16 protein-coding genes and 1 pseudogene are annotated in these 21,099 nt (G+C 58.0%); 1 reads left to right on the top strand and 16 read right to left on the bottom strand.

The genetic code is table 11. The features are described from left to right. Nucleotide 1: 1 nt before the first annotated feature. From VXM69_RS25795 to VXM69_RS25765, 7 genes and pseudogenes are all read right to left on the bottom strand, one after another. Nucleotides 2-1,042 (bottom strand): alpha-ketoacid dehydrogenase subunit beta, encoded by a 1,041-nt coding sequence (locus tag VXM69_RS25795; protein ID WP_034186601.1) that lies wholly within the window; start codon nucleotides 1,040-1,042, stop codon nucleotides 2-4. A 2-nt stretch (nucleotides 1,043-1,044) separates the two neighbouring features. After that, nucleotides 1,045-2,277 (bottom strand): 3-methyl-2-oxobutanoate dehydrogenase (2-methylpropanoyl-transferring) subunit alpha, encoded by a 1,233-nt coding sequence (locus tag VXM69_RS25790; protein ID WP_034186600.1) that lies wholly within the window; start codon nucleotides 2,275-2,277, stop codon nucleotides 1,045-1,047. 401 nt (nucleotides 2,278-2,678) lie between these two features. Continuing rightward, a complete protein-coding gene (locus VXM69_RS25785) occupies nucleotides 2,679-3,305 on the bottom strand; it encodes a flavin reductase family protein (RefSeq protein ID WP_069705407.1) in 627 nt (208 codons plus the stop codon). A 195-nt stretch (nucleotides 3,306-3,500) separates the two neighbouring features. Then, nucleotides 3,501-3,608, bottom strand: a pseudogene (locus tag VXM69_RS25780) (LysR family transcriptional regulator); the annotation flags it as partial. Beyond that, entirely contained in the window at nucleotides 3,584-3,841 is a 258-nt protein-coding gene (locus VXM69_RS25775; protein WP_226251715.1) for a hypothetical protein, read from the bottom strand. The pseudogene VXM69_RS25780 and the gene VXM69_RS25775, both read right to left, overlap by 25 nt. A 161-nt stretch (nucleotides 3,842-4,002) precedes the next feature. Continuing rightward, nucleotides 4,003-4,692 (bottom strand): ImmA/IrrE family metallo-endopeptidase, encoded by a 690-nt coding sequence (locus VXM69_RS25770; RefSeq protein ID WP_367189450.1) that lies wholly within the window; start codon nucleotides 4,690-4,692, stop codon nucleotides 4,003-4,005. Nucleotides 4,693-4,972: 280 nt separating this feature from the next. After that, nucleotides 4,973-5,488 carry a hypothetical protein gene (locus tag VXM69_RS25765; protein WP_367189449.1) on the bottom strand — a complete coding sequence of 172 codons (516 nt, stop codon included), beginning with the start codon at nucleotides 5,486-5,488 and terminating at the stop codon, nucleotides 4,973-4,975. 31 nt (nucleotides 5,489-5,519) lie between these two features. On the opposite strand from VXM69_RS25765, the gene VXM69_RS25760 reads away from it, so the two are divergent. Continuing rightward, nucleotides 5,520-6,661, top strand: a protein-coding gene (locus VXM69_RS25760; RefSeq protein ID WP_088578745.1) for an IS3 family transposase whose coding sequence is annotated in 2 segments (ribosomal slippage) — nucleotides 5,520-5,772 and nucleotides 5,772-6,661 — 1,143 coding nt in all. Because the reading frame shifts where the segments join, the coding sequence is not laid out codon by codon here. Between the two features lie 582 nt (nucleotides 6,662-7,243). Here the strand turns inward: VXM69_RS25760 and VXM69_RS25755 are convergent. From VXM69_RS25755 to VXM69_RS25715, 9 genes are all read right to left on the bottom strand, one after another. Further along, nucleotides 7,244-8,815 (bottom strand): IS66 family transposase, encoded by a 1,572-nt coding sequence (locus tag VXM69_RS25755; protein WP_367188812.1) that lies wholly within the window; start codon nucleotides 8,813-8,815, stop codon nucleotides 7,244-7,246. Between the two features lie 51 nt (nucleotides 8,816-8,866). Next, nucleotides 8,867-9,214, bottom strand: coding sequence for an IS66 family insertion sequence element accessory protein TnpB (tnpB, locus tag VXM69_RS25750; RefSeq protein WP_038785480.1), 348 nt, complete (start codon nucleotides 9,212-9,214; stop codon nucleotides 8,867-8,869). Then, nucleotides 9,211-9,624 (bottom strand): transposase, encoded by a 414-nt coding sequence (locus tag VXM69_RS25745; protein WP_080298168.1) that lies wholly within the window; start codon nucleotides 9,622-9,624, stop codon nucleotides 9,211-9,213. The genes tnpB and VXM69_RS25745 overlap by 4 nt, the downstream gene beginning before the upstream one ends. Nucleotides 9,625-9,859: 235 nt before the next feature. Further along, the gene (locus VXM69_RS25740) at nucleotides 9,860-10,111 is read right to left on the bottom strand and encodes a PAAR domain-containing protein (RefSeq protein WP_367189448.1); all 252 of its coding nucleotides are present in this window, start codon (nucleotides 10,109-10,111) and stop codon (nucleotides 9,860-9,862) included. A 10-nt stretch (nucleotides 10,112-10,121) separates the two neighbouring features. Further along, nucleotides 10,122-11,069: a hypothetical protein gene (locus VXM69_RS25735; protein ID WP_367189447.1), complete on the bottom strand. Its 948-nt coding sequence runs from the start codon at nucleotides 11,067-11,069 to the stop codon at nucleotides 10,122-10,124. Continuing rightward, complete coding sequence (locus tag VXM69_RS25730) at nucleotides 11,066-13,924, bottom strand: lytic transglycosylase domain-containing protein (RefSeq protein WP_367189446.1); 2,859 nt, start codon at nucleotides 13,922-13,924, stop codon at nucleotides 11,066-11,068. Before VXM69_RS25730 ends, VXM69_RS25735 begins: the two co-directional genes overlap by 4 nt. Before the next feature lie 192 nt (nucleotides 13,925-14,116). Beyond that, on the bottom strand, nucleotides 14,117-16,624 hold the full coding sequence (locus tag VXM69_RS25725) for a type VI secretion system Vgr family protein (protein WP_367189445.1): 2,508 nt from the start codon (nucleotides 16,622-16,624) through the stop codon (nucleotides 14,117-14,119). A 436-nt stretch (nucleotides 16,625-17,060) separates the two neighbouring features. Beyond that, a complete protein-coding gene (locus VXM69_RS25720; RefSeq protein WP_367189444.1) occupies nucleotides 17,061-18,002 on the bottom strand; it encodes a hypothetical protein in 942 nt (313 codons plus the stop codon). Between the two features lie 35 nt (nucleotides 18,003-18,037). Then, nucleotides 18,038-20,728 carry an SIR2 family protein gene (locus VXM69_RS25715; protein WP_367189443.1) on the bottom strand — a complete coding sequence of 897 codons (2,691 nt, stop codon included), beginning with the start codon at nucleotides 20,726-20,728 and terminating at the stop codon, nucleotides 18,038-18,040. Nucleotides 20,729-21,099 lie beyond the last annotated feature (371 nt).

The following is a 21,099-nucleotide window of genomic DNA, read 5'->3' as shown; positions in this document are numbered from 1 at the left end:
TTCACGCCTCCATCACGCGTCGCAACGCTTCACCGACCCGGGCCGGCCCCGGAAAGTACGCCCATTCCTGCGCATGCGGATACGGCGTATCCCAGCCCGTCGTGCGCTCGACCGGCGCTTCGAGGTGGTAGAAGCAGTGTTCCTGAACCAGCGAAACGAGTTCCGCGCCGAAGCCGCAGGTGCGCGTCGCCTCGTGCACCACGACGCAGCGCCCGGTCTTGCGGACCGACGCGACGATCGTGTCGAGATCGAGCGGCCACAGCGTGCGCAGGTCGATCACCTCCGCGTCGATGCCCGTCTCCTCGGCGGCGGCGAGCGATACGTGCACGGTCGTGCCGTACGTCAGCACCGTCACGTCGCTGCCGGGCCGCGCGATGGCGGCCGTGTCGAGCGGCACCGTGTAATAACCCTCGGGCACCGCGCTCGCCGGATGCTTGAGCCACGACGTGACCGGCCGTTCGTGATGGCCGTCGAACGGCCCGTTGTACAGCCGCTTCGGCTCGAGGAAGATCACCGGATCGTCGTTTTCGATCGACGCGATCAGCAGCCCTTTCGCGTCGTACGGATTCGACGGCATCACCGTGCGCAGCCCGCACACCTGCGTGAACATCGCCTCCGGGCTCTGGCTGTGCGTCTGGCCGCCGTAGATGCCGCCGCCGCACGGCATCCGGATCGTCATCGGCGCGGTGAACTGGCCGGCCGAGCGATAGCGCAGCCGCGCGCCTTCCGACACGATCTGGTCCGACGCCGGGTAGAAATAGTCGGCGAACTGGATCTCGCACACCGGGCGCAGCCCGTACGCGCCCATTCCGACCGCCGCGCCGACGATCCCGCCTTCGGAGATCGGCGCATCGAACACGCGCGACTTGCCGTATTTGTTCTGCAGTCCTTCGGTACAGCGGAACACCCCGCCAAAATAACCGACGTCCTGCCCGAACACGACCACGTCGCTGTCGCGGCCGAGCATCACGTCCATCGCGGAGCGCAGCGCCTGGATCATCGTCATCGGCTGCGTCGCCGTGTCTGTCTCATGTTGCGCCATGATCATGCTCCCAGTTCCTGGCGCTGACGGCGCAGGTGCGCGGGCAGCTCCTTGTACACGTCGTCGAACATCGAGGCCGGCGACGGAATCCGGTCGTCGGCCAGCGTCCCGTATTGCTCCGCTTCCTTCTGCGCGGCAATCACCTCGGCCTCGAGTTCGGCCGTCAGCGCCTCGTGTGCGCTGTCCGACCAGATGCCCTTCGCGATCAGGTGACGCTTGAAACGCTCGATCGGGTCGCCGAGCGGGAAATGGGACCAGTCGTCGCTCGGGCGGTACTTGGTCGGATCGTCCGACGTCGAATGCGCGCCCGCGCGGTAGGTCACCCATTCGATCAGCGTCGGGCCGAGATTGCGGCGCGCGCGTTCGGCGGCCCAACTCGACGCCGCGTAGATCGCGAGGAAGTCGTTGCCGTCGACGCGCAGCGATGCGATCCCGCAGCCGACGCCGCGCCCCGCGAAGGTCGTGCCTTCGCCGCCCGCGATCGCCTGGAACGTCGAGATCGCCCACTGGTTGTTGACGACGTTCAACACGACCGGCGCGCGGTACACGTGCGCGAACGTGAGCGCGGTATGGAAGTCGGCTTCGGCTGTCGCGCCGTCGCCGATCCACGCGGACGCGATCTTCGTGTCGCCCTTGATTGCCGACGCCATCGCCCAGCCGACCGCCTGGATGAACTGCGTCGCGAGGTTGCCGGAAATGGAGAAGAAGCCCGCTTCGCGGTCGGAATACATCACCGGAAGCTGGCGGCCTTTCAGCGGGTCGCCTTCGTTCGACATCAGCTGGCAGATCATCCGTTCGAGCGGCACGTCGCGCGCGATCAGGATGCTCTGCTGCCGGTAGGTCGGAAAGCACATGTCGCCGTCGCGCAGCGCCATCGCGTGCGCGGTGCCGATCGCCTCCTCGCCGAGGCTCAACATGTAGAAGGAGATTTTCTTCTGGCGCTGCGCGATCATCATGCGCGCGTCGAAAATGCGGGTCTTGAGCATCGCGCGCAGCCCGGCGATCAGTCGCGCGTCGTCGAGCTCCGGCGCCCACGGGCCGACGGCCTGGCCGCTGTCGTCGAGCACGCGCACGAGGCTGCGGGCGAGATTGGCGGTGTCCGCCGCGGCCACGTCGATCGGCGGGCGGCGGACCGCGCCGGCCGGCGATAGATGCAGATAGGAAAAATCCGTCTTGCAGCCCGGACGCCCGGTGGGCTCCGGCACATGCAGACGCAATGGCTCTGACAGGCTCATCGTGTCGTCTCCACGCTCGATTGTGTCTCACGCTGTTGGGAACGCGCGGCCGGTTGCCGGCCTGCGCGCGGGTTGGCGCGCGGATAAGCGCGTCAACCTTGGAAATCTATGCCTTGCGGCGCCGGGCGTCGATGTCCAAGCCGCTCGTTCGTCGTGAGCAGATTTGCCATGGCAGAGGTCCACGGCGCGCGTCGGGCGGGCGGAACCGGCGAAGGATGTGGTTGCTGCAGTGCAAGACCGCCGGGCCGGCCGCGATCGGGCATCGGGGGCGGACGAATCGGCCCGTCCGTCTCATGCGAGGGTACGAAGCAAAAGACCCCGCGACATCGTTGCGCTGCGCGGGGTCCTTTCAGGTTCGGGCGCTTCGGCGCCCGGTCGCCGGCTTGCGCCGGCGCGATCGATCACGCGTCGGGACGGAAAATGTCGAAGCGACTGTCGGGCTTTACGTGCACGTAGGCCGACGGACCGCCCGCACGAAGAATGATGCCGGCGCCAAACGTGTCGAAGATGCCGTCCTTCAGCAAGTCATGGCGGATATGAACCGCGATGACCTCACCCAGCACCAGCGTGGCTGGCGTCTCGACGCCGTGATGATCACGCAGCGGGACCACGTCGGTCACCTTGCATTCGAAGTTGACGCCGCTTTCCGCGACGCGCGGCACGTTGACGAGGCGCGACGGCACCGCGGTCAAGCCGCCGAGTTCGAACTCGTTCACGTCGTACGGCACGGCGGCGCAGGTCTGGTTCATCCGCTCGGCGAGCTCGCGCGTCGCGAGGTTCCACACGAACTCGCCCGTCTCCTGCACGTTGCGCAGGCTGTCCTTGGCGCCGGTACTCGAAAAGCCGATGATCGGCGGGCGATAGTTGAACGCGTTGAAGAAGCTGTATGGCGCGAGGTTGAGTGTGCCGTCGCTGCCGCGAGAAGAGATCCAGCCGATCGGGCGCGGGCCCACGATCGCGTTCAACGGATCGTGCGGCAGGCCGTGGCCTTGCGACGGTTCGTAATAGTGATGGGTCGAGTCGGTCATGACGATGTTTTTGCGTGACGCAAACGATGTTGGAGGCGGTCGGCGGGACGCGTGTGCCGATGGCGACCCACGCGTCCGGTACGACGGGCGTCGCCAGTATCACATGACGCCGTTTTTGCCGCAGCGCAGCGGCAACGCCAATGAAGGCTTCGCGTGTCCCGGTGCCCGCGTTGTGCCGGTGCACGGCGTCGCGCTTCAGGCGTCCGGTTCGCCGGGACGCGTCAGATGGTCGATCAGCCACTGCGTCGCGGGTCCGCACGCACGATCGGCCCGCCTGATCAACGACAGGCCGTATCGAAACACGCGCCCGTCCCCTGCCGGAATATCGCGCACTCATCGTCAGAAACGAGCCATGCGAACGGCCGGGTCTCGGGAGAGGGCATCGGCCGGGGATCTTTCGACACTCCGCCCGCCGCAACATCCTCGACATCCGTCCCCGACACCGCAGCCTCCGACGAATGGCCACGCCGCACAAACAAAAAACCCGCGAGCGCTTCAATTCTCGCGGGTTTTTTCAGACCTTCATCGAAACGCATCGAAGCGATCGTGGTGCGGGGACCGGACTAGAATTTAGACCGACATAGCATGCTGGCAAGGGGTTAAAAGAATATCGGACAAAATATACCCCCACAAACACCCCCAACGTCAGCGCACTGTCCCCTAATGTCTATCGATCAGGGCGCGCTCCCTGCTACGACTAGTAGTTAACGAGGCCCAGTTCCTTGATGCGGATCGCCATCGCCGTCGGCGACATGCCAAATTCGTTCGCAAGCGACTTGAAGTTGTTGCCGGGGCCGAACTTCTTTGCCGTCGCGACCGCTCGCGGAAACTCCATCGAACCAGTCTTTGCGCGAAGAAGGTCCTGCATCATGTTGCTGCCCACGAGGGCGAACGCAACATTGTCGTCAAGGTGCAGGATGTCTGTCCCAAAGCGCTGCTTGAACGCCTTGCGGACCAGCTTTTCAGGGGCAAGGAAACATGCCGCAAAGTAATTCGCCTCCCGCTCGCGCTTATCGAGCGACGTCGTTTCGCCCAATAACGGGCGGTCCCGATGCAGTGTCAACCCCGGGTGCAGGACCATGTGTCCGAGTTCGTGTGAGCCCGTGAAGCGCTGGACCTCGTACGAGAAGTTACCGGCGACCTTGATGATGCCGCGCTCCACATCGACAAGTCCCGCAACTTGGTATTGCTCGTTCCCGACGCCGTGGACCCCAAGTGATCCGGCCGCGACTTCGTATTCGTAACCATGAACGCTCGCGGCATGGTCTGGCCGAAACAATTGCAACAAGTGCGGAATGGTGTTGTGTGTCCGCCCCGCGCGCTGCCAGACTTCATACTGGAAACGCCAACACTCTTTGGCGATTGCTTCTCGATCGATCTCGTCCATGTGGAGACCTCCCCTAGGTTACGAGGAATCTACCACACAATATATGGTGTTGTAATGTATTTCTTATCTATATCTTGTGTTGCATTGCGGAAAGGTAAGATCATCATCGCCAACACCGCTCCGAGCACCTTCGTCGATCAGATTACGGTACTTTCTAGAAGCAAGCTTACGGGCACGAAGGCATAAAAGCGCGAACTTCCAACAAGTGTAGCGAGGTATCTGATACCGGAGCCACTTGCTAGGCTCCGGACTCAGTGGATTGTCACAGTGTGCCGTACCGCTAGTTGAAGCTCTTCGCCTGCTGGCTCGCCGTCGCAACGCTCTTAACGTAAAACGTGTTGTCGGGATAGATGCCAGCCTCCCATCCACTGTCGTCGCGATATCGCAGGTACTGACTCAGCGCCGGGTTGTCTTGCGCTGGGTCCATACGCGGGATGTTGTATGCCTTCATGAAGTTCTGCGTGAAGTCATTGAATGGCATCTGGCCGAATGCCAGACTTGTCAGGGCGGAATAGAACTTGAAGCTGGATAGTTTGCCGGATTCGTACGTGAAGCTACCCTGCAGACGTTGCGCCGTGCTCTCGCAAACCACCCTCACCGCATTATCGCTCACCAGACACGTACTGCTCGGCGGCAATAACGCAGTCAGCGCCTGACGCACAGTATCGGGCGAATCACCGAGCGCGATATTTTTAACACGCGGCCCCCGTCCTGCAGCGGAAGCGGGGGACGAGGTCGCCGCTTGTTGACCCTGACCCAAGAAATAGTCCGGTGCAAAAGTAGAGAAATTCGGCATGATGTGTCCAAGCGGACACGAAGGCCATGCCATGAAGACGAGCAAGTTTACGGAAGAGCAGATCGCATTTGCCCTGAAGCAAGCCGAGCTGGGTACGAAGGTCGAAGAGATCTGCCGCAAACTCGGAATAAGCGAGGCGACTTTCTACAACTGGAAGAAGAAATTCGGAGGGTTGGGGCCTTCTGAGCTGCGCCGCTTGCGCCAGCTCGAAGAGGAAAACGCGAAGCTGAAGCGGCTCGTGGCGGACCTGAGCCTGGACAAGGCCATGTTGCAGGACGTACTCGCAAAAAAGCTCTGAAGCCTGCCCGTCGGCGCATGTTGATCGATGAATTGCGTGATCGCTATCGAACCAGCCTGACGAAGACTTGCGCGTTGTTTGGCATGTCTCGTTCGCTGTATCGGTATCAGTCGGTTGCGCGCGATTCGTCGGCGCTGCTCATGCGTATCAAGGAAATCACCGCCACGCGCGTGCACTATGGGTATCGGCGCGTTCACGTGGTCCTGCGACGGGAAGGCTGGCGAGATAACTGCAAGCGCGTCTACAGGCTGTATCGGGCGGAGGGCCTTTCACTGCGGCATAAGCGACCACGACGTAACAAATCGGCTCGGCTGCGACAGCCCAAGCATATCGTGACCGCGATCAACGAAATTTGGAGCATGGATTTCGTTGCGGATGCACTGTTCGATGGGCGACGCCTTCGGACTCTGACCGTCGTCGACAACTACACACGGGAATGCCTGGCCATCGAGGTTGGACAAAGCCTGAAGGGAGAGCATGTGGTCGAAGCGCTGACGCGTATCACCGCCATGCGCGGGCACCCTGCCACGATCAAGGTCGACAACGGCAGCGAGTTCATCTCGAAGGCAATGGATCGCTGGGCGTATGAACATGGCGTCGAACTGGATTTCAGCCGGCCGGGCACGCCTACTGACAACGCCAAGGTCGAAAGCTTCAACGGGCGCTTCCGGCAAGAATGTCTGAACGCGCATTGGTTCTTGTCATTGGCCGACGCGCAGAGCAAAATCGACGACTGGCGCACGTACTATAACGAGGTGCGTCCCCACTCTGCATTGCAGTGGATGACGCCCGCCGAATTCGCCCGTCAGGCAAGGGAATCCGCCTCGCCTGACAACTCAACCAAGCCGGAAATCTCCACTTCCGACCGGGACTAATTCTGGTTCAGGGTCACAAGCCGGAAATCTCCACTTCCGACCGGGACTAATTCTGGTTCAGGGTCACAAGCCGGAAATCTCCACTTCCGACCGGGACTAATTCTGGTTCAGGGTCACGACGACGCTCAGCTCGTCGTTCGGTTGAGCACTTTGCACACCAATGATCGGCCAAGACCGAAGCGGCTGTGGCCTCAAACTTATGGCCTGCAGCACAGACGAAGCGGTAGCGCGCGCTTTTTCCACGATACCGCTTACTCAGGCACTGGCCTCCAGCCGAGCCCGCAGTCTCATGGATTCGAGTCATCGTCTGCTCGACCCAGCATTGACGGCATCGTAGCGAGCCCCGCGCCCCTCGGACGAGGCGCAAAAGACTCGCTCCCGACTGGGACAACGCGTGACCGTTCTCGCAACGAAACCGATACTGACTCGCTACGTTGCGCCACTCGCGGGCCATCAGCGTGAATCCTGCTGTTGCGAGGTAGTCACGGATTTTCGAGAGGCGATCGTTGCCGGTTGCCATAAAAACAGTAAGCGCCCGAGCAGTACCGTAGTGCAGGTTGTTGACTGCGGAGCTCTGCGACGCTATCGGATGGGGTCGACGCGAGCAGTAGGCGGCAGCGACGGCGCCACGTTCCACGGCAGCAGCTCGTCGACGCGGTTAGCCGGATAGTCGGCGATGCGCTCGAGCACGTAGGCGAGATACGCCTCGGGATCGAGGCCGTTTAAGCGCGCCGTGCCAATCAGGCTATACATCGCGGCGGCACGTTCGCCACCGGAGTCGGCGCCGGCGAACAGATAGTTCCGCCGTCCGAGAGCGACGGCTCGCAATGCTCGCTCGGCAATCAGGTTGTCGATCTCCGCACACCCATCGCTGCAGTAGTAGACGAGCGCTGGCCAGCGATTCAGCGCGTACCGAATCGCCTTGGTCGTGTCAGATTTTGCAGAGAGGTTGGCGAGCGTCGCTTCGAACCAACGCTTCATGTCGTCGAGCAGCGGCACCGCCCGCGCTTGGCGCACACTGCGCCGTTCGTCGGGCGGCTTGCCGCGGATCTGCTCTTCGATCTTGTAGAGCGCGCCGATCCGGCGCAGCGCCTCCTCCGTCACGGCGTTGGGGCGCACCGCATGCAGGTCGTGGATCTTCCGGCGCGCGTGAGCCATACATGCGGCTTCCTGGACGCGCCCGTCGAGATATAGCTCGGCATAGCCCGCGAACGCATCGGCCTGCAGCACACCAGTGAAGTCAGCGAGATGTCGCTGCGGATGCTCACCGCGGCGATCTGACGTGTAGGCGAACCAGGCCGCCGGCGGTTCGTCGGAGCCGCTCGGCCGATCATCGCGCACGTAGACCCAGAGACGTCCTGTCTTCGTTCGACCGTTGCCCGGCGCCAGCACCGGCAGCGGAGTGTCGTCCGCATGCACCTTACCGCAGGCCAGCGTGTAGCGGCGCACGGCGTCGACCAACGGTGCGAGCAGCGCCGTGATGCTGCCCATCCAGTAGCCCATCGCGCCGGGATCGATCTCGACGCCGTCACGCGCGTACATCACCGCCTGGCGGTGCAGCGGAAGGTGGTACGCGAACTTCGACACGGCGATGTGGGCGAGCAGCGCCGGACCCGGGATGCCCCGATCGATCGGGCGGCTCGGCGCCGCAGCCTGCACGATGCGATCGCAGCGCGCGCAGGCCAGCTTCGGGCGGCGATGACGGATCACACGGAAGTGCGCACGCACGTATTCGAGTTGCTCCGCGACGTCTTCGCCCAACGGCTTGAGCTGTCCACCGCAATCGGGGCAGTCATCATCGGCGGGCAGATGGACGCGCTCTTCGCGTTCAAGATGTTCGGGTAGCGGCTTGCGGCTCGGACCTTCGCGGCGCGGCCGCTTTGCCTCGGGAGCGGCTGCTACATCGGCGGCGCCTTCGTCGGCCTGCAGATCCTCCAGCCGCAATTCGAGCTGCTCGATCTGACGATCCAGCTTCTCCGATTTACGGCCGAACTGCATGCGGCGCAGTTTCGCGATCGTGAGCTTTAGGTGCTCGATCTCAAGTGAGCGCGACGAGAGTTGCTGCCGCAGCTCGGCGACCTGGGCGTCGCGCTCACGCAGCAACGCTTTCAAAGCGTCGATGTCGTCGGGCAGCGCGGTCGAGGTCGATTCCATGAGGACAGTTTACGACTGCCCATGATCACGCGAGCACCAGTTAACAATGGTTTACAGCGCGCTGCGTGGGCGCGCGGCTTCGACCGGCTGCCGCCAATCGAAACCCTCGAGCAAGAGCGACAGTTGGGCGGTTGTGAGCGCGACCACGCCGGCGTCAGCACGCGGCCACGCAAAACGCCCCTTCTCGAGCCGCTTCGCCAATAAACATAGCCCGCCGTCGCTCCAATACAAGCACTTCAGCAGGTCACCGCGCTTGCCCCGGAACACGAACACGTGTCCAGAGAACGGATCTTTCTCCAGCACCGTCTGTACCTTCGCGGCCAACGAATTGAAGCCGCATCGCATATCGGTGACGCCCGCCGCGATCCAGATCCGCGTGTTTTGAGGCAGACCGATCATCGTAAAATGCGATCGAGAACAGAACGCAGCACGTCCGGGTCTGGCGCGCCTTCGATGCGAATCGACGTCTTGCCATGCTGGATCTGGATCGAGCCGGACGGTATGTTGTCGGTCGCAGTCGGCACCTCGAGCGCCATCGACGGCTGAGACGGTTCGTTGACGACAACCGGCAGCATTGCGTCTGGAATCGCATCGTCCGTTAGCAGGCCTTGCGCATGGAGGCGACGCCATGCCCACACCTGATTGGCATTGATGCCGTTCTCGCGAGCAACACGGGCGACCGATGCGCCGGGCTCGAATGTCAGCGCGACGATGGTCCGCTTCCATTCCGTGGGATGTCGGCGAGTTTGCCGTTTCGGCGGGATCTCGACTGTCTGAGTCACTCTGTCCACAACTCCTATCGTGGACACGACTGGTCATTCGTGTCCTTCACAGGACATCATGGCACTCGTCACCGAGCGTTCACAGACGGTACTGGTCTCGTGCTTACTAAAAACAGCGCTCGTTACCAATAACAAACCATGTGTTACCCAACACCACAGCCCGGCATAGGTGCCGGGCACTAGGTGCTATACATTTGCGAGTGCGGATTCGATACATGGCCGACGATAGTGTCGACGCAGTGCCGCCAGTTCGATCTCAGGCTCAAACGAGACTTGAGATAAGGTGACAGCCACATGTGGCGCGATGGCCGTGCCGTGCGATCGGGATACCATCATCCGTCATCGACGGATCGCCTTCCTCTATGAGGTTAGGCGACACATCGGGATGCTGGGGGCACGAGACGCGATCGCCCTTGCGGGCGACATAGCGGCCGTCGAATCGCATGGTCGCAGAGCCCGTTTCGACCTTGCCGCCGTGGTCGGTGTCGTCGCCGATGCGGATAAAATCAATCATGGCGGGATAATCAATAAAGTATTGTTCCCAGGAGGAATTTATATCTTTTGTTATTTGATGCCCAGGTTCCAACATATGAGCTATCAAGCCTCTTTCCGGTGAATGTCGCAACAGGCATGCTTCCTGAGCTTGAATATTCTGTTAAGTTTATACTTCCATTCGCCACCGATCCTTTAATGGAGATTGGTGTTTTTTTCTTCAGGTAGATGTAACTTCCGTCGACTGTGCCAGCCTCACTTTCGGGCAGGGACGCATCTATCCAAAAATCCTTTCCAATCCAACCACCCAAACGCTGATGTGCCGGATCAGTTTTACAACCAGAAAGGCAGAGTAATGCGCTTGCGTCGGGCATAGTGTTGGATGGGAATGCGTACGTTGCCACCGACCAAACTCTTGTATCAGCATCATACATTGGCACTGTTACAACAAGCCCCGTTTGGCTTGCAATTTTTATTGCCTCTGTGTTCGGTGAGGTTGGTGAATTATTGCTTACATTTCCATTGCATAAGGCGTTAAAGGCACTCGCCAGAATTGTTTTTCCTCTGGGCAAGACCACATCGCCTCGACAACTTTGCCCACCCCATCGCTCACCATTCACTAGCGTCATCTTCGAGAGCGAGATGTAATTCGTGGCATGCAACGTGCCATTCTTGTAGGAGAAGATCAGGACGGTCCAGTTTTTTGACGATGATGAATCGCTGTATTCCAAAGCCAAACTTTTCTTGCTTTCATAGAGCGTAGCATCATTCACGACTCCCTTGAAATCGGGATCGGAAGACAAGCGTGTACCGCTAGCGCTATCGACGAGATATCCATTGCCATCCAGCTGGAGGGCGCAATGCTTCGCAGATGAGTTCGCATCACAAACGTCGAGGCCAGGGATTTGATAACTGCCCGCCATTGCAGTTGAGGTCAATGTTAAAGCGAGCGATGCTCCGAAGATAAACTTAGAGATCATTTGGTTTCCCTGATAAGCTTTTCGAACTTCTCTGCATAAAATTGAAACTGCTCGGCTTTGTCCGGATGCCCTGATCCAGCCGGACTATCGCCATTAATAATGTAGCGAGCATGATAGTAGTCAGGCTTGGCTCCATCGAGGTGGGTTGAGAGCGAATTTCCCCCTCTAAACATTCCATCCCTCATCCCGATCATCATAATCCGAACTGCGACGGGTAAATCCAAAACAGCATCCGGATTTGCGACAATGTCGGCGCCGGCTATCTCTTTAAATTTATTGTATCCAATTTTCCACGTAAGTTGAACCAGTCCACGGCCTCGATATTTATATCCATCGCCTTTCTCTGTGTTTCCGTTGGCGATAGCCCGTTTTTTGTGTGCCTCCGTTGCGTTGGGGCCGACTCCGTAATTTGTCTCCGCCTCATCATACGAAATGCCTTCGCATATCGGAGAGAAGAAGTGTTGAGTATGCCAATCGTATGATTCAATTCGAGCCGTTGCTAGCATATACGCCAGGTACTCTGTCTTGCATTCCTTGAAATGGATGGGGTATTGCTTCATCATTTCGGTCACGAGATCATGCAGGCTCTTGACCGACTGAGGATTCATTGGTGGTAATGTCACATGTTTGCTGCCTTCGAACCAGCCAAACTCAGTCGGATGCTGATCCGCATATCGCTTACAAAACTCATCGACGTTTATGCAATCGCATGAGCCTGATGCCGTGAAATTCCCAATCAGCCCGATCGGGTGAAAATGCCATGGCTTTGGCTCTTTCGGAAGAATCTTAGTGTCAACGCACTGAACTTCTTCCCACCATTGAAGCTTATTGATCCGCTCCAACTCGTTCTGCCATTTCCACGGCACGAGCTTCATATGAGGCGTGATGTCCTCCCACTTCCCCATATTGCCGCCCCATTCGCTCTCGCTCTTCACAACTATGTGTGAGATCGCCTCGGCCAGCCACGTCGTTTTCTGTGCATCCGCCAATTCCGCGGCAGTTACCTTGCCATCGTGATTGACATCAATGGCTTTTTCGAGCTTCTGGATGAGGTCACTGGTGGCCAACGCGTCCGCACTCGGCTTGAAGTTATCCTGATCCTCACCCATAGCCAGTCCAGCGACGAACACATAACGCTTGAACATGTCGACCATTGTGGTCGAACTGTTGTCGACGAGCTCGAACCCCGGCCAGTCCCACGGGCTACACAGCTTTACTTTAGGATGGTCCTGCTCGCGCACCCAGCCTTGACGGGTTCCACCGTCTTTCGTGCCGACCAGCACGTTCCACCAGCGTTTCGTTTTTCCGCTCGCGTCCTTGTCTTCTCGTGCCGAGCTTTGCGGACCCTGCTTGTCGAGATCGACCACTCGGAAGACGTCGCGGAAGTCCGTTGCGGGCCCGTCTGCCTGGCTAACCTTCAGTGGAAAGTCTTTCCAGCCCTTGACGGGCGCCTTCGTCATTTGATTGACCAACCCTAGGCTGCTGTCGACCCAGAACGGGCTACCGGTCGGCGTCTCGGTCGGATCCGGCTTTTTCGCTGGCTTCACCTTGTGCTTCTTCCCCTTGCCAGCCGGAGCGGCTGGCTCCGGCTGCGCGGCCGGCATCGTAACGATCTTGGGCTGTACCTTGATCCATCGTGATTTCGAATCGCTGACCGGTACCAGCTTCAACCCCGTCTGCTCGAGGGTGTAATCCGGATCAGGTACTTTCGTCACGAGTTTTGCACCCGCCAGCACTTCCAGAAACGGCTTGTCTGTATCCGGCAATTCCTTCACGCGTGCTTGGCTCTTGGCGATGAACGCCGGAAGATCAGGGCCTGCAAAGACTTCGAGATGCAGCAACGGCCGAGTGGGTAGCGGAGGAGTGGGCTTCGCTTCACGGTAGCGCTGGTATTGTCCGATATGCGCGACGATGTCTCCTGCCTTGACAGGGTACGCCTTCTTAAGAACGACTACCTGATCGACAGGACCGGACTGGGGAATCAGTTCCAGTTCCGAAACAAAAACGTAACCCCACTTCAGTTGTACATCGGGCGACTGACCAACGACTGGGCCCACCGGATCACCTTTAATGATCTTCGTGATCTTTGCCCAACCCTTGTGGCCACCGTTATCGGCCTCGTTCACGGTGAGTTCCGTCCCCTCGGGTAGCAATCCGAGGAGCTTGGCGTTCGGAGTAATGCGAACCCGAACACCCAATACAGGCTCCGGCAGCGCATCATCTGCGCCTTGTTGCTGCTGCGACGGATCGTCACCGAGCGCACCCGGATCGACCGGCTTCGGTTTAGGAAGGTCCTGCTTGTTCGGCTTCAGTGCTCGATATGAGCGGTCGGCTTCCCAGTACGGAAGAGGCTTGAGTTGCGGCGCCTTGGGGGCCGCACTCTCCGTTTTGGGCTGATCGAGCGCCGCTTTATACGTTTTCCAGTCGAGCGTATGCATGTACAAACTGAAGAACGTCAGCGTTTCACCGGGAGGTGGACCGGAGGACGCGGGTGCGGGGGCTGGCGCAGGGGGCGTTGCATTGCTCCCCGAGGCAGGTGATCCGGCTGGTGCATTTGAGGGGGCGGGTGCGGGTTCCGACTTTTTCGGTGCGGGTGGCAATTGCAAAGTATGGCGGATCAGCACAAATCCCCGCGAGTACAACGCGTGACGCTGGTCCTGGTAGGTCAGCGTGGGGTATTCCTTGTCGAGTCGGTAAGCAACGACGTCGCCCGTGGCGATCGCGCGTACGCCCTCGTCCTGTTTCAGGGCCTCACCCGTTTTCTGTCCGAAGTGAATGCCGCCGTGCCAGATGCCGCTGGTTCCCAGCGGATAAAAACCATCTTCGGCGCTCGCAAGCGCCTTCATGTAGGTCATGGGGTCTGCGGCATCCGACGCCGCACCTTCCTTGGCCGCAGGGGAAAACGGATAGCTCCATGCGAGAGGCGTGTACGCAGGCTTAGCATCCGGCTCAGGCGTCTTCGGAGGTTGCTTTTTAGGAGGGTGCTTATCCGTCATGGCAATTAGAATCGTAAGTCGTTATCGTGCTTCAGGAACTGGGCATCTCGATCAACCAGAGAAATCGTCCGCGTAGCCACCATGCTTCGAAATCGGCGTGCCGTTCAGCGGGTCGCGCAACGTCATGGTCGACGCACCGGGCTTGTCCCACGACGCACATTTTTCGAGAATCTGGCCCGACGTCCCGTTCTCGATCATGTCAGGCGTGATCTTGATATACGATCCGCCGACGTTAAGAATCAGTTCCTTTTCCGCGCGCAGAATCATCCGTCCCGACGCACTCTCGATCTTGACGTCCTGCTGCGCCAGCATCGTCAACGCATCGTTTTGAGCCTGGATTTCGATAGGACCTTTGGTCGCGAAGATTTTGATCCCGAGGTTTTGAGCGTACAGGCTGATCTTGTCCATCACGCTCGCGAGGAGCGCCTTCCCAGCTGCGAGGTTGACGTTCTTCCCCGCCACCAAGTTGACCTGTTGATTCGCCGACGCATGAATCGATTGCTGGCTGGACAGCCCAACGCCCGCAGGGCTCGATAGCAGCAACGCCGGTTTCGCAAAGCCACTGGCGCTCCCCGTTCCGCCGCCAGCCGTGCGACCGCCTTTTGTTGCGCCGGGGACACTGTGCTGCGTCATCTCGGTAAAGGCTTTCAGCGCATCGCTGCCGTCCTGCAGACTCTCGGCCCGATTCGTTTCGCTCGCCTGCGAGACCGTCTCGAATACTGCCTCCGAAGCTGCGAGCTGATCGGTCGCGGCCGACACGTTCATCGGCTGTACCGCTGCCGCGTGAGTCGAGATCGACAGCCCCTGAACCGCCCGGATCGCTCCGTGTGCCTCCGACTTGAGGTCGAAGCCACTGCCAACGAACGAGCCGCGCGTGTTATCGGACTGTTCGATCAGGTAGCCAAGATGAAGGTGTGACGCGTAACTCGTCGTGGAAAGGTGGACCCGGTTCTGGCCGCTTGCGTCATCCAGCACGAGTTGGTTGAATCCGTCGCCACCATACTCGCGGGAACGGAAGCCAGACAGCAAGCCGTGCGTATGCCATACCGGCATCGTCACGCCCCCGTGCAGTCGCGAGATGATCACCGGCCGATCGCAATCGCCATTTACGAATCCGAGAAGCACCTGATCATCTTTGCGCAACGGAAAGTAACCGCCTCGCTTCGCGCCGGCGTCCGGCATCGCCGCGCGAATCCAAGACGTGGACTTCGTATTGCGATCGTTTCGACTGTTCGACGTCCGGACCCGTACGCGATTGCCATCGTCCGTGACGATTTCTTCGTCGCTGTCGGTTACGACGATTGCCGTCTGCAAGTGCATCTCCGGCTTCTCATGCTCGAACGGGCTGCGGAATGGCGTTTTGCGGCGCTGCGCTTCGATCTCGACGTGAAAAAAACCGACACCGCCATCGCGGTGACTCACGGTCGTACCAGTCCCAGCCGCCTGGACCTGTTCGATCTCGCTGCGCAGGCTGCGCGGGAATCGCGTGAGCGCGTCCAATCCTGGCAAGTTGTTCTGAATCAGCCAGTCGCTCGCAATGATCGACAGCTCACGCTCCTCCTCCGGCAACGCATCTAGGACGGGATGACCCGACACTTTGAACCAATAGCCAGGCAGGGCATAGCGCGGACTGCCGATCGCGAAATAGCGCTTTGCTCGCGAGGCCCATTCCTCGGTGCGGACGCGAGCTTGCTGTTGCCCGACATCAGATTCAGCCCAGGTCTGCGAGCCCGTATAGAGATAGTCTTCACCTTGGCCGGGTAAATCCTCGAGGTCCGCCGCCGGCGTACTGGTCTGTTTGTCCAGGTCCGGTCGTTTGTAGTCGGCTGTGCCGAGCGTCAGCGTCGCGCTTTGTGCGTCCTGCTGCTCGCTCAACTGGGTGAGTCCGTTGAAATCCTCGTCGGTACCCGCATGGCTGAACTTCATCTCCGAATTCGGCAGCGATGGCCCGAAATAGAGATCGTCCATCATGACGACCTTGTGCGACTTGCCGTCCTTCGCGAAATCGAAGCGCGAAAACACGCCGACTTCCTCCAGACTCCGGTGCACGAAATTCCAGTCGGTTTCCCACTGCACGCGGTGCGAATACGAACGCATCGCCGCGCGCAGTTCCTGTCCATAGTTGCCGGAAGCCTGCGGGTGCTTGTCGAACACGTCGGTGAGAATCTGCCAGCCGCCGGCTTCCTGCCAGTCCCGTCGATCGCTGCTGAGCTTCAAAAAACTCAGCCAAGAAGAGAACTGAAGCTGAAAATACGAGACGGTCCCATCATTTCCAAGGCGGCGAGCCCTCTGCACATAGCCATGGATCGGCAGATAGCCGCCGTCGGTCTGGCGAATCCAGAGCGTGACGGGCTGCAGTATCAAGGCGTTGAGCTTGATCTTGTCGCCCATGACGGACGAGGCGTCGACAGTCACCTCGAAATTGCGCCCAAGCCGCGCGTTGATTTTGACGTACAGAGGCGTGAGCCAGTCGTCGCCGAGCGGCGTGTCGAGTTTCACGATGCGATCGAACTGCGCGTAGCCGCCGCGCAGCACCTTCAGCAAGACTTCCCCGCTCATGCGGTCACCTCGTTTCGTACAGAACGCGTCCGACCGTAACTAGACATCAAAACGCCAGGACTGCGTATGTGTTACATTAAAATTACAAATTGCAAACATAAATATTAAATTCCGCCTTCACGTAGAGGCCGCAGGCGACCTAAAGTGTGATTGCGGAAGATGTCTCCAAAGATCATACCAAAGTCCGCTCGCCACGATAAAGGCGCCGTGACGATTCTTGACTGTCTTCTTGACGCTACCCGCCGAAACTCATCGCAGATTCGAATTACCGACCTTCACACCAGCGCAACCAAAATCAGCGCCCGCCGACCTGTCGATCGTCGAGTCGTCAACCACTCAGTGCGTCATTTACTACGAGAAATCAGAGTGGTTGACGGGCCGCTTCACGAGCCATCTACATCGCGCCCCAGTAAACATACAAAGCGCTAACAGCACCCTATTCCGACAATAAATTATGTAGTCTTCTCCACGATTTTTCGGTTCGTAGAGTAGGGGCAGCCTCGACAATTTCATCCAGTAGCTCCCGCAATCCCATAGGGGGATAGCTAGGTGCCTGTTCGATGATTCTGTCTATCAAGAAAAGCACCTGCTTTGGCCATCTTCTAGAGAGTGACAGATTGTCTGTCATCTTTTCTCGCAAGCCATAAAGCACCACGTCCGGATGCTCAATTGGGGTAAGGTAGTCTCGCACAGCCTCTACAACCTTATTGAAGAGATTGGGTAGATCCTGAGCCATACGAATCATGCTTTCCGTGACAGCACTAGACTGCAATACGACTTCCTGCGGCCAAGTCGATACAAAAAATGACTTACCAAATGTTTCCCACGCCGACTGATCCACCACGATCCGACCAACCATCCATAATGCAGACTGCCGTCCCAAATCACTGATCTCCTGTAGAATGCGGCGGCATTCTACAGCATTAATATATCGCTTATCGTTAGTCCACCAATATCTGGCGACGATCAACATATGTACCGCATTCCTTTCCAGCTCCTCATCTGACAACAGACTTTTGGATTCCGAGAAAAGCGCTACAAAATCACTCTTCAACAAATGAAAGAGCGCAGCCGAAGGCACATTTGCCTCCCAAATTAAACCTGCCCATACTGCGTTCGACAATGTGTTCTTGCGAGAGAAAAGTTGAAGTATTCGGCGCTTTACCCATCGGCTGTCCACATAAAAGAGGAAGTTCAATCGTCGGCCAACCAAGGTAGCCGCATGATGCGCCCCGTCACCAGGGGATGTAAGCGCTCGGCAGATTCTTTCAAGCAGTTCAGCATCGAGCCCCTCATTTAATTGGTAGCTCTTCTCCCCCAAAGTAGAAAACAACGTCTCAACCATACGACCTACCGGTGCATTTATGGCAAAATCCATCGTCCTCGAAAAAGATTTCACCTCCCCACCCTGCCTTATCTCATGAATAGCACTTTCCGTTGCCCTCCCCCCATCGCAATAATCTTATCGAACACCCTGTCCCATAGGCTCCAGAAGACATTTTTTCGATAAGAAAACAAGCGAGGCAAGTATTTTTCAATCCATGATGTAGCCTCAAAGCGAATTCTAAAAAATAAATCTTCCTGAGCGTCAGCAAGCTTGCATGCACAAATCAGAAGTGCTTTTCTCGGCGCGGCATCCGGCCAATTGGAAAGCAACTGTTTCCAAAGAAATACACTATGGTCGCCCCCTGGTTCATACAACGAAAGAGCCCTGAGTGCTTTGACTGGCAGCGCCGACACAAGTCCAGCGAACGGTGCGTGTTCGACAAAATCTGAATTGTCATGTCGCGACAATTTAAGAGCTTGCGGGACAATTTCGGCCAATGGCAGGTGCAGCAAATTCTCTGGGTCCGTCTTTCGTTGAACCCAACCGCTTCTACCATCCCAATCGTGGTCGGCAGCCTTCTCAGCATCCTCACTCCAATCCGGTCTTCTTCGGATAGCACTGAGAATATTTACGGCTGATCGCGATAACTCGCAGCCATTCCGTTCGAGCCATCCTAGAGAAGTACCGGCATCAAAAATAACTCTCTGCTCATAGTCCTCCGGTGCCTCCCCCTCATACGGTTGCCGACCGCCGATGAACCTCTGCTCTATGCGCCTTCGGATCTCAGGTCGAACATCACACCATCGATCTCTGAGCAACAGAAGCACTTCCCGCCGCATATATGCATTCCAGAACACCTCATCAGATAATCCATTAAGCCCCTGCTCAACACACTCACCATCAAATACGATTCGATTCCGCCAAAAATGTAATTTCAGCTTGTCAAAAAAATACCTATCTGATTTGGGCCATGTCACCACCTCATCACGCGCGTCTTTCGGATAAAGATCGCACAAGCGTTGAAACAATTCAACCGCCCAGAAGAAATCCGCCTCGACACCTTCACGATGACGGATATGCCCTCCCGGTCTTGCATCAGGTTCAATTGCAGGCAACCTAAAATAACCTAACGATCCGATGATTTCGTTCAGAAGGTCTATTGAACGGAGCAATATTCGCCGAACAATCTGAAAAACAGCAAGCACGAGATGGTCCGGGACGTTAATGTCGGCTCCATGTCGCTGCGCGGTTACAACTTCAAATCGAACAAGCCTCTCCATATCCACCGATTCATCTATCGGCGGTGGTACTGGCGGGCGGGTGGCAGACATAGCCTTCACTGAAAGCCGTGGTTGCGCGATTTTTTCAAGTTTGCGAAGTACGGAAGTAGACCAGCCCTCGGTACGAATTCGATCAGCAAGCCTATACCATGAAAACTCCCATACATCTTCCGGCAACTCAGCGAACGACTCGGACATGAGCGCCCAAATATGTCTAGATTCGCCTTCAAATGCTGAAACGGCTCCATTGCGCCCATTCAATCGACGATCCACAGCCTCCAAGAGCGATGAATGTAGACTCCGCTGCCGCGCGGCCCACCAAATAGCGGCAGGTTGTTCTGCGACTCGCTCAAACCAACGGACAAGCCACCAGAGACGCTTCGAATCCACGGCACCGGGAGAGGATCGCATCCCAGCGAGCCGCATGTAGTTCTGACCATCGTCATCAGTGGCCAATGTTCCGATCAGATCGACACCGCCTACGTCCGTAGACCGGCCATTCGCTGGAGGACGAGGTGGATCATCATCCAGTCCAAACTCTACGTGCGGATTGATCTCTGCTGCATCATTCGACCAGCCATTCTTTTCTGGACGTCCATATCGCGAGAATTTATCAAAAACACACAGCCATTCTGCTGGAGGTGGGGGCTCAGCGTCAGCGAACGCTTTCGCGCCTTCTCGAGTTTCGACCAACGCAACAACCTGACCACGCTGATGTGGAAGCAACGACCGTGGCGATGTGTGCGCATGCGCGAGAACACTTGCAGTCCACGAGTCCTTGTTGATTGCTCGAACAGACCAAGCTTCGAGCGTTGTCCATAAGTCATCAAACTGCCGAAAGGCTATACCGGTTACGCCCAATTCGTGCCACTTCGCGCGCACGGTCTGCGGCTCCCCTCGGTCGAACGCATAGATTGTGCGCAATTTCGCGGAATTGCTTGCGGACAAACCTTCGAGGAGATAACGAACCGGGGGATCACTTGCTGAGTATCCCAATAGAACAACCACCCGCTGCTCAAGCAACTGACGCATAAATGTCGTCGCCCAGCCGTCTGCTAGATACGCACGGCCGAAGTCGGCCGAACTCAGCACGAGATTCTGACCATCGTCGCTCTGCTGCCGCAAACGGCCGTGAAGATAAACAATCCCCGTCGGCACCTCCATGGCCGTCATCGGTGGCAACAACGGTGGCGTCCACCGACGCAGCTGTCTATTCGCCCGCTCAAACATCAGATCGAAGTTTGTCGTCACTACTAGCGGAGTACCGGAAGCATCGGCAGAGAGACGGAGGATAGCTTCATGCTTAGTCGGATTTGCTGCCTTTGGTATCTTCAATAGCCAATTGACCTCCCGCTCGACCCTCGGACGGGAATACTCTCTATGAAGAAGGCCAAATACTTGATCCAACGGCGGCGCCAGATCCGGGTCGTTTTTCTCCATTGCAGGCGCCATGAGCTTGCCAATTTTTGACGCTGGGGATACACCCAGACGGGTCATGACGCACTTCGTAAGTTTGAAAAAACTCGGTAAGCCAACTGGCATAGAAACACCAGCGCCACAAAAAAATACTACTTCGCCTTTATCCCTGAGGCTTAGCAGCTCATTTGGGATCGACGGCCCGTCAGGTAGGAACCTCAGTTTAGTCTCCGTTTGGTCGAAAATGACATCGAACAAAGTCTGATATCGAATGCCGTAGCCTACCGCAACTCGCAGAGTCGACGGGAGCAGCACGCATAAACACCAGCGCGCACGCCATTCATAAATATGGATCACTTGGGTACCATAGCGGGCCATGCACCGGATCATCTGGACGTGGATCAATAGGGTCAACCGGTTGTTTGATCCATGCTAAAATTGATCCATCAATT

This window comes from Burkholderia sp. Ed8 (genome assembly GCF_040761425.1).
Taxonomy (GTDB): Bacteria; Pseudomonadota; Gammaproteobacteria; order Burkholderiales; family Burkholderiaceae; genus Burkholderia; species Burkholderia seminalis.
The sequence above is the reverse complement of the archived record's forward strand: the minus strand, read 5'-3'. Positions and strand labels throughout refer to the sequence as shown.

Coding starts and splice junctions, on each gene's coding strand:
- VXM69_RS25795 (WP_034186601.1), bottom strand. CDS start 1,042: ATGGCGCAACATGAGACAGACACGGCGACGCAGCCGATGACGATGATC.
- VXM69_RS25790 (WP_034186600.1), bottom strand. CDS start 2,277: ATGAGCCTGTCAGAGCCATTGCGTCTGCATGTGCCGGAGCCCACCGGG.
- VXM69_RS25785 (WP_069705407.1), bottom strand. CDS start 3,305: ATGACCGACTCGACCCATCACTATTACGAACCGTCGCAAGGCCACGGC.
- VXM69_RS25775 (WP_226251715.1), bottom strand. CDS start 3,841: ATGCGTTTCGATGAAGGTCTGAAAAAACCCGCGAGAATTGAAGCGCTC.
- VXM69_RS25770 (WP_367189450.1), bottom strand. CDS start 4,692: ATGGACGAGATCGATCGAGAAGCAATCGCCAAAGAGTGTTGGCGTTTC.
- VXM69_RS25765 (WP_367189449.1), bottom strand. CDS start 5,488: ATGCCGAATTTCTCTACTTTTGCACCGGACTATTTCTTGGGTCAGGGT.
- VXM69_RS25755 (WP_367188812.1), bottom strand. CDS start 8,815: ATGGAATCGACCTCGACCGCGCTGCCCGACGACATCGACGCTTTGAAA.
- tnpB (WP_038785480.1), bottom strand. CDS start 9,214: ATGATCGGTCTGCCTCAAAACACGCGGATCTGGATCGCGGCGGGCGTC.
- VXM69_RS25740 (WP_367189448.1), bottom strand. CDS start 10,111: ATGATTGATTTTATCCGCATCGGCGACGACACCGACCACGGCGGCAAG.
- VXM69_RS25735 (WP_367189447.1), bottom strand. CDS start 11,069: ATGATCTCTAAGTTTATCTTCGGAGCATCGCTCGCTTTAACATTGACC.
- VXM69_RS25730 (WP_367189446.1), bottom strand. CDS start 13,924: ATGACCTACATGAAGGCGCTTGCGAGCGCCGAAGATGGTTTTTATCCG.
- VXM69_RS25725 (WP_367189445.1), bottom strand. CDS start 16,624: ATGAGCGGGGAAGTCTTGCTGAAGGTGCTGCGCGGCGGCTACGCGCAG.
- VXM69_RS25720 (WP_367189444.1), bottom strand. CDS start 18,002: ATGGATTTTGCCATAAATGCACCGGTAGGTCGTATGGTTGAGACGTTG.
- VXM69_RS25715 (WP_367189443.1), bottom strand. CDS start 20,728: ATGACCCGTCTGGGTGTATCCCCAGCGTCAAAAATTGGCAAGCTCATG.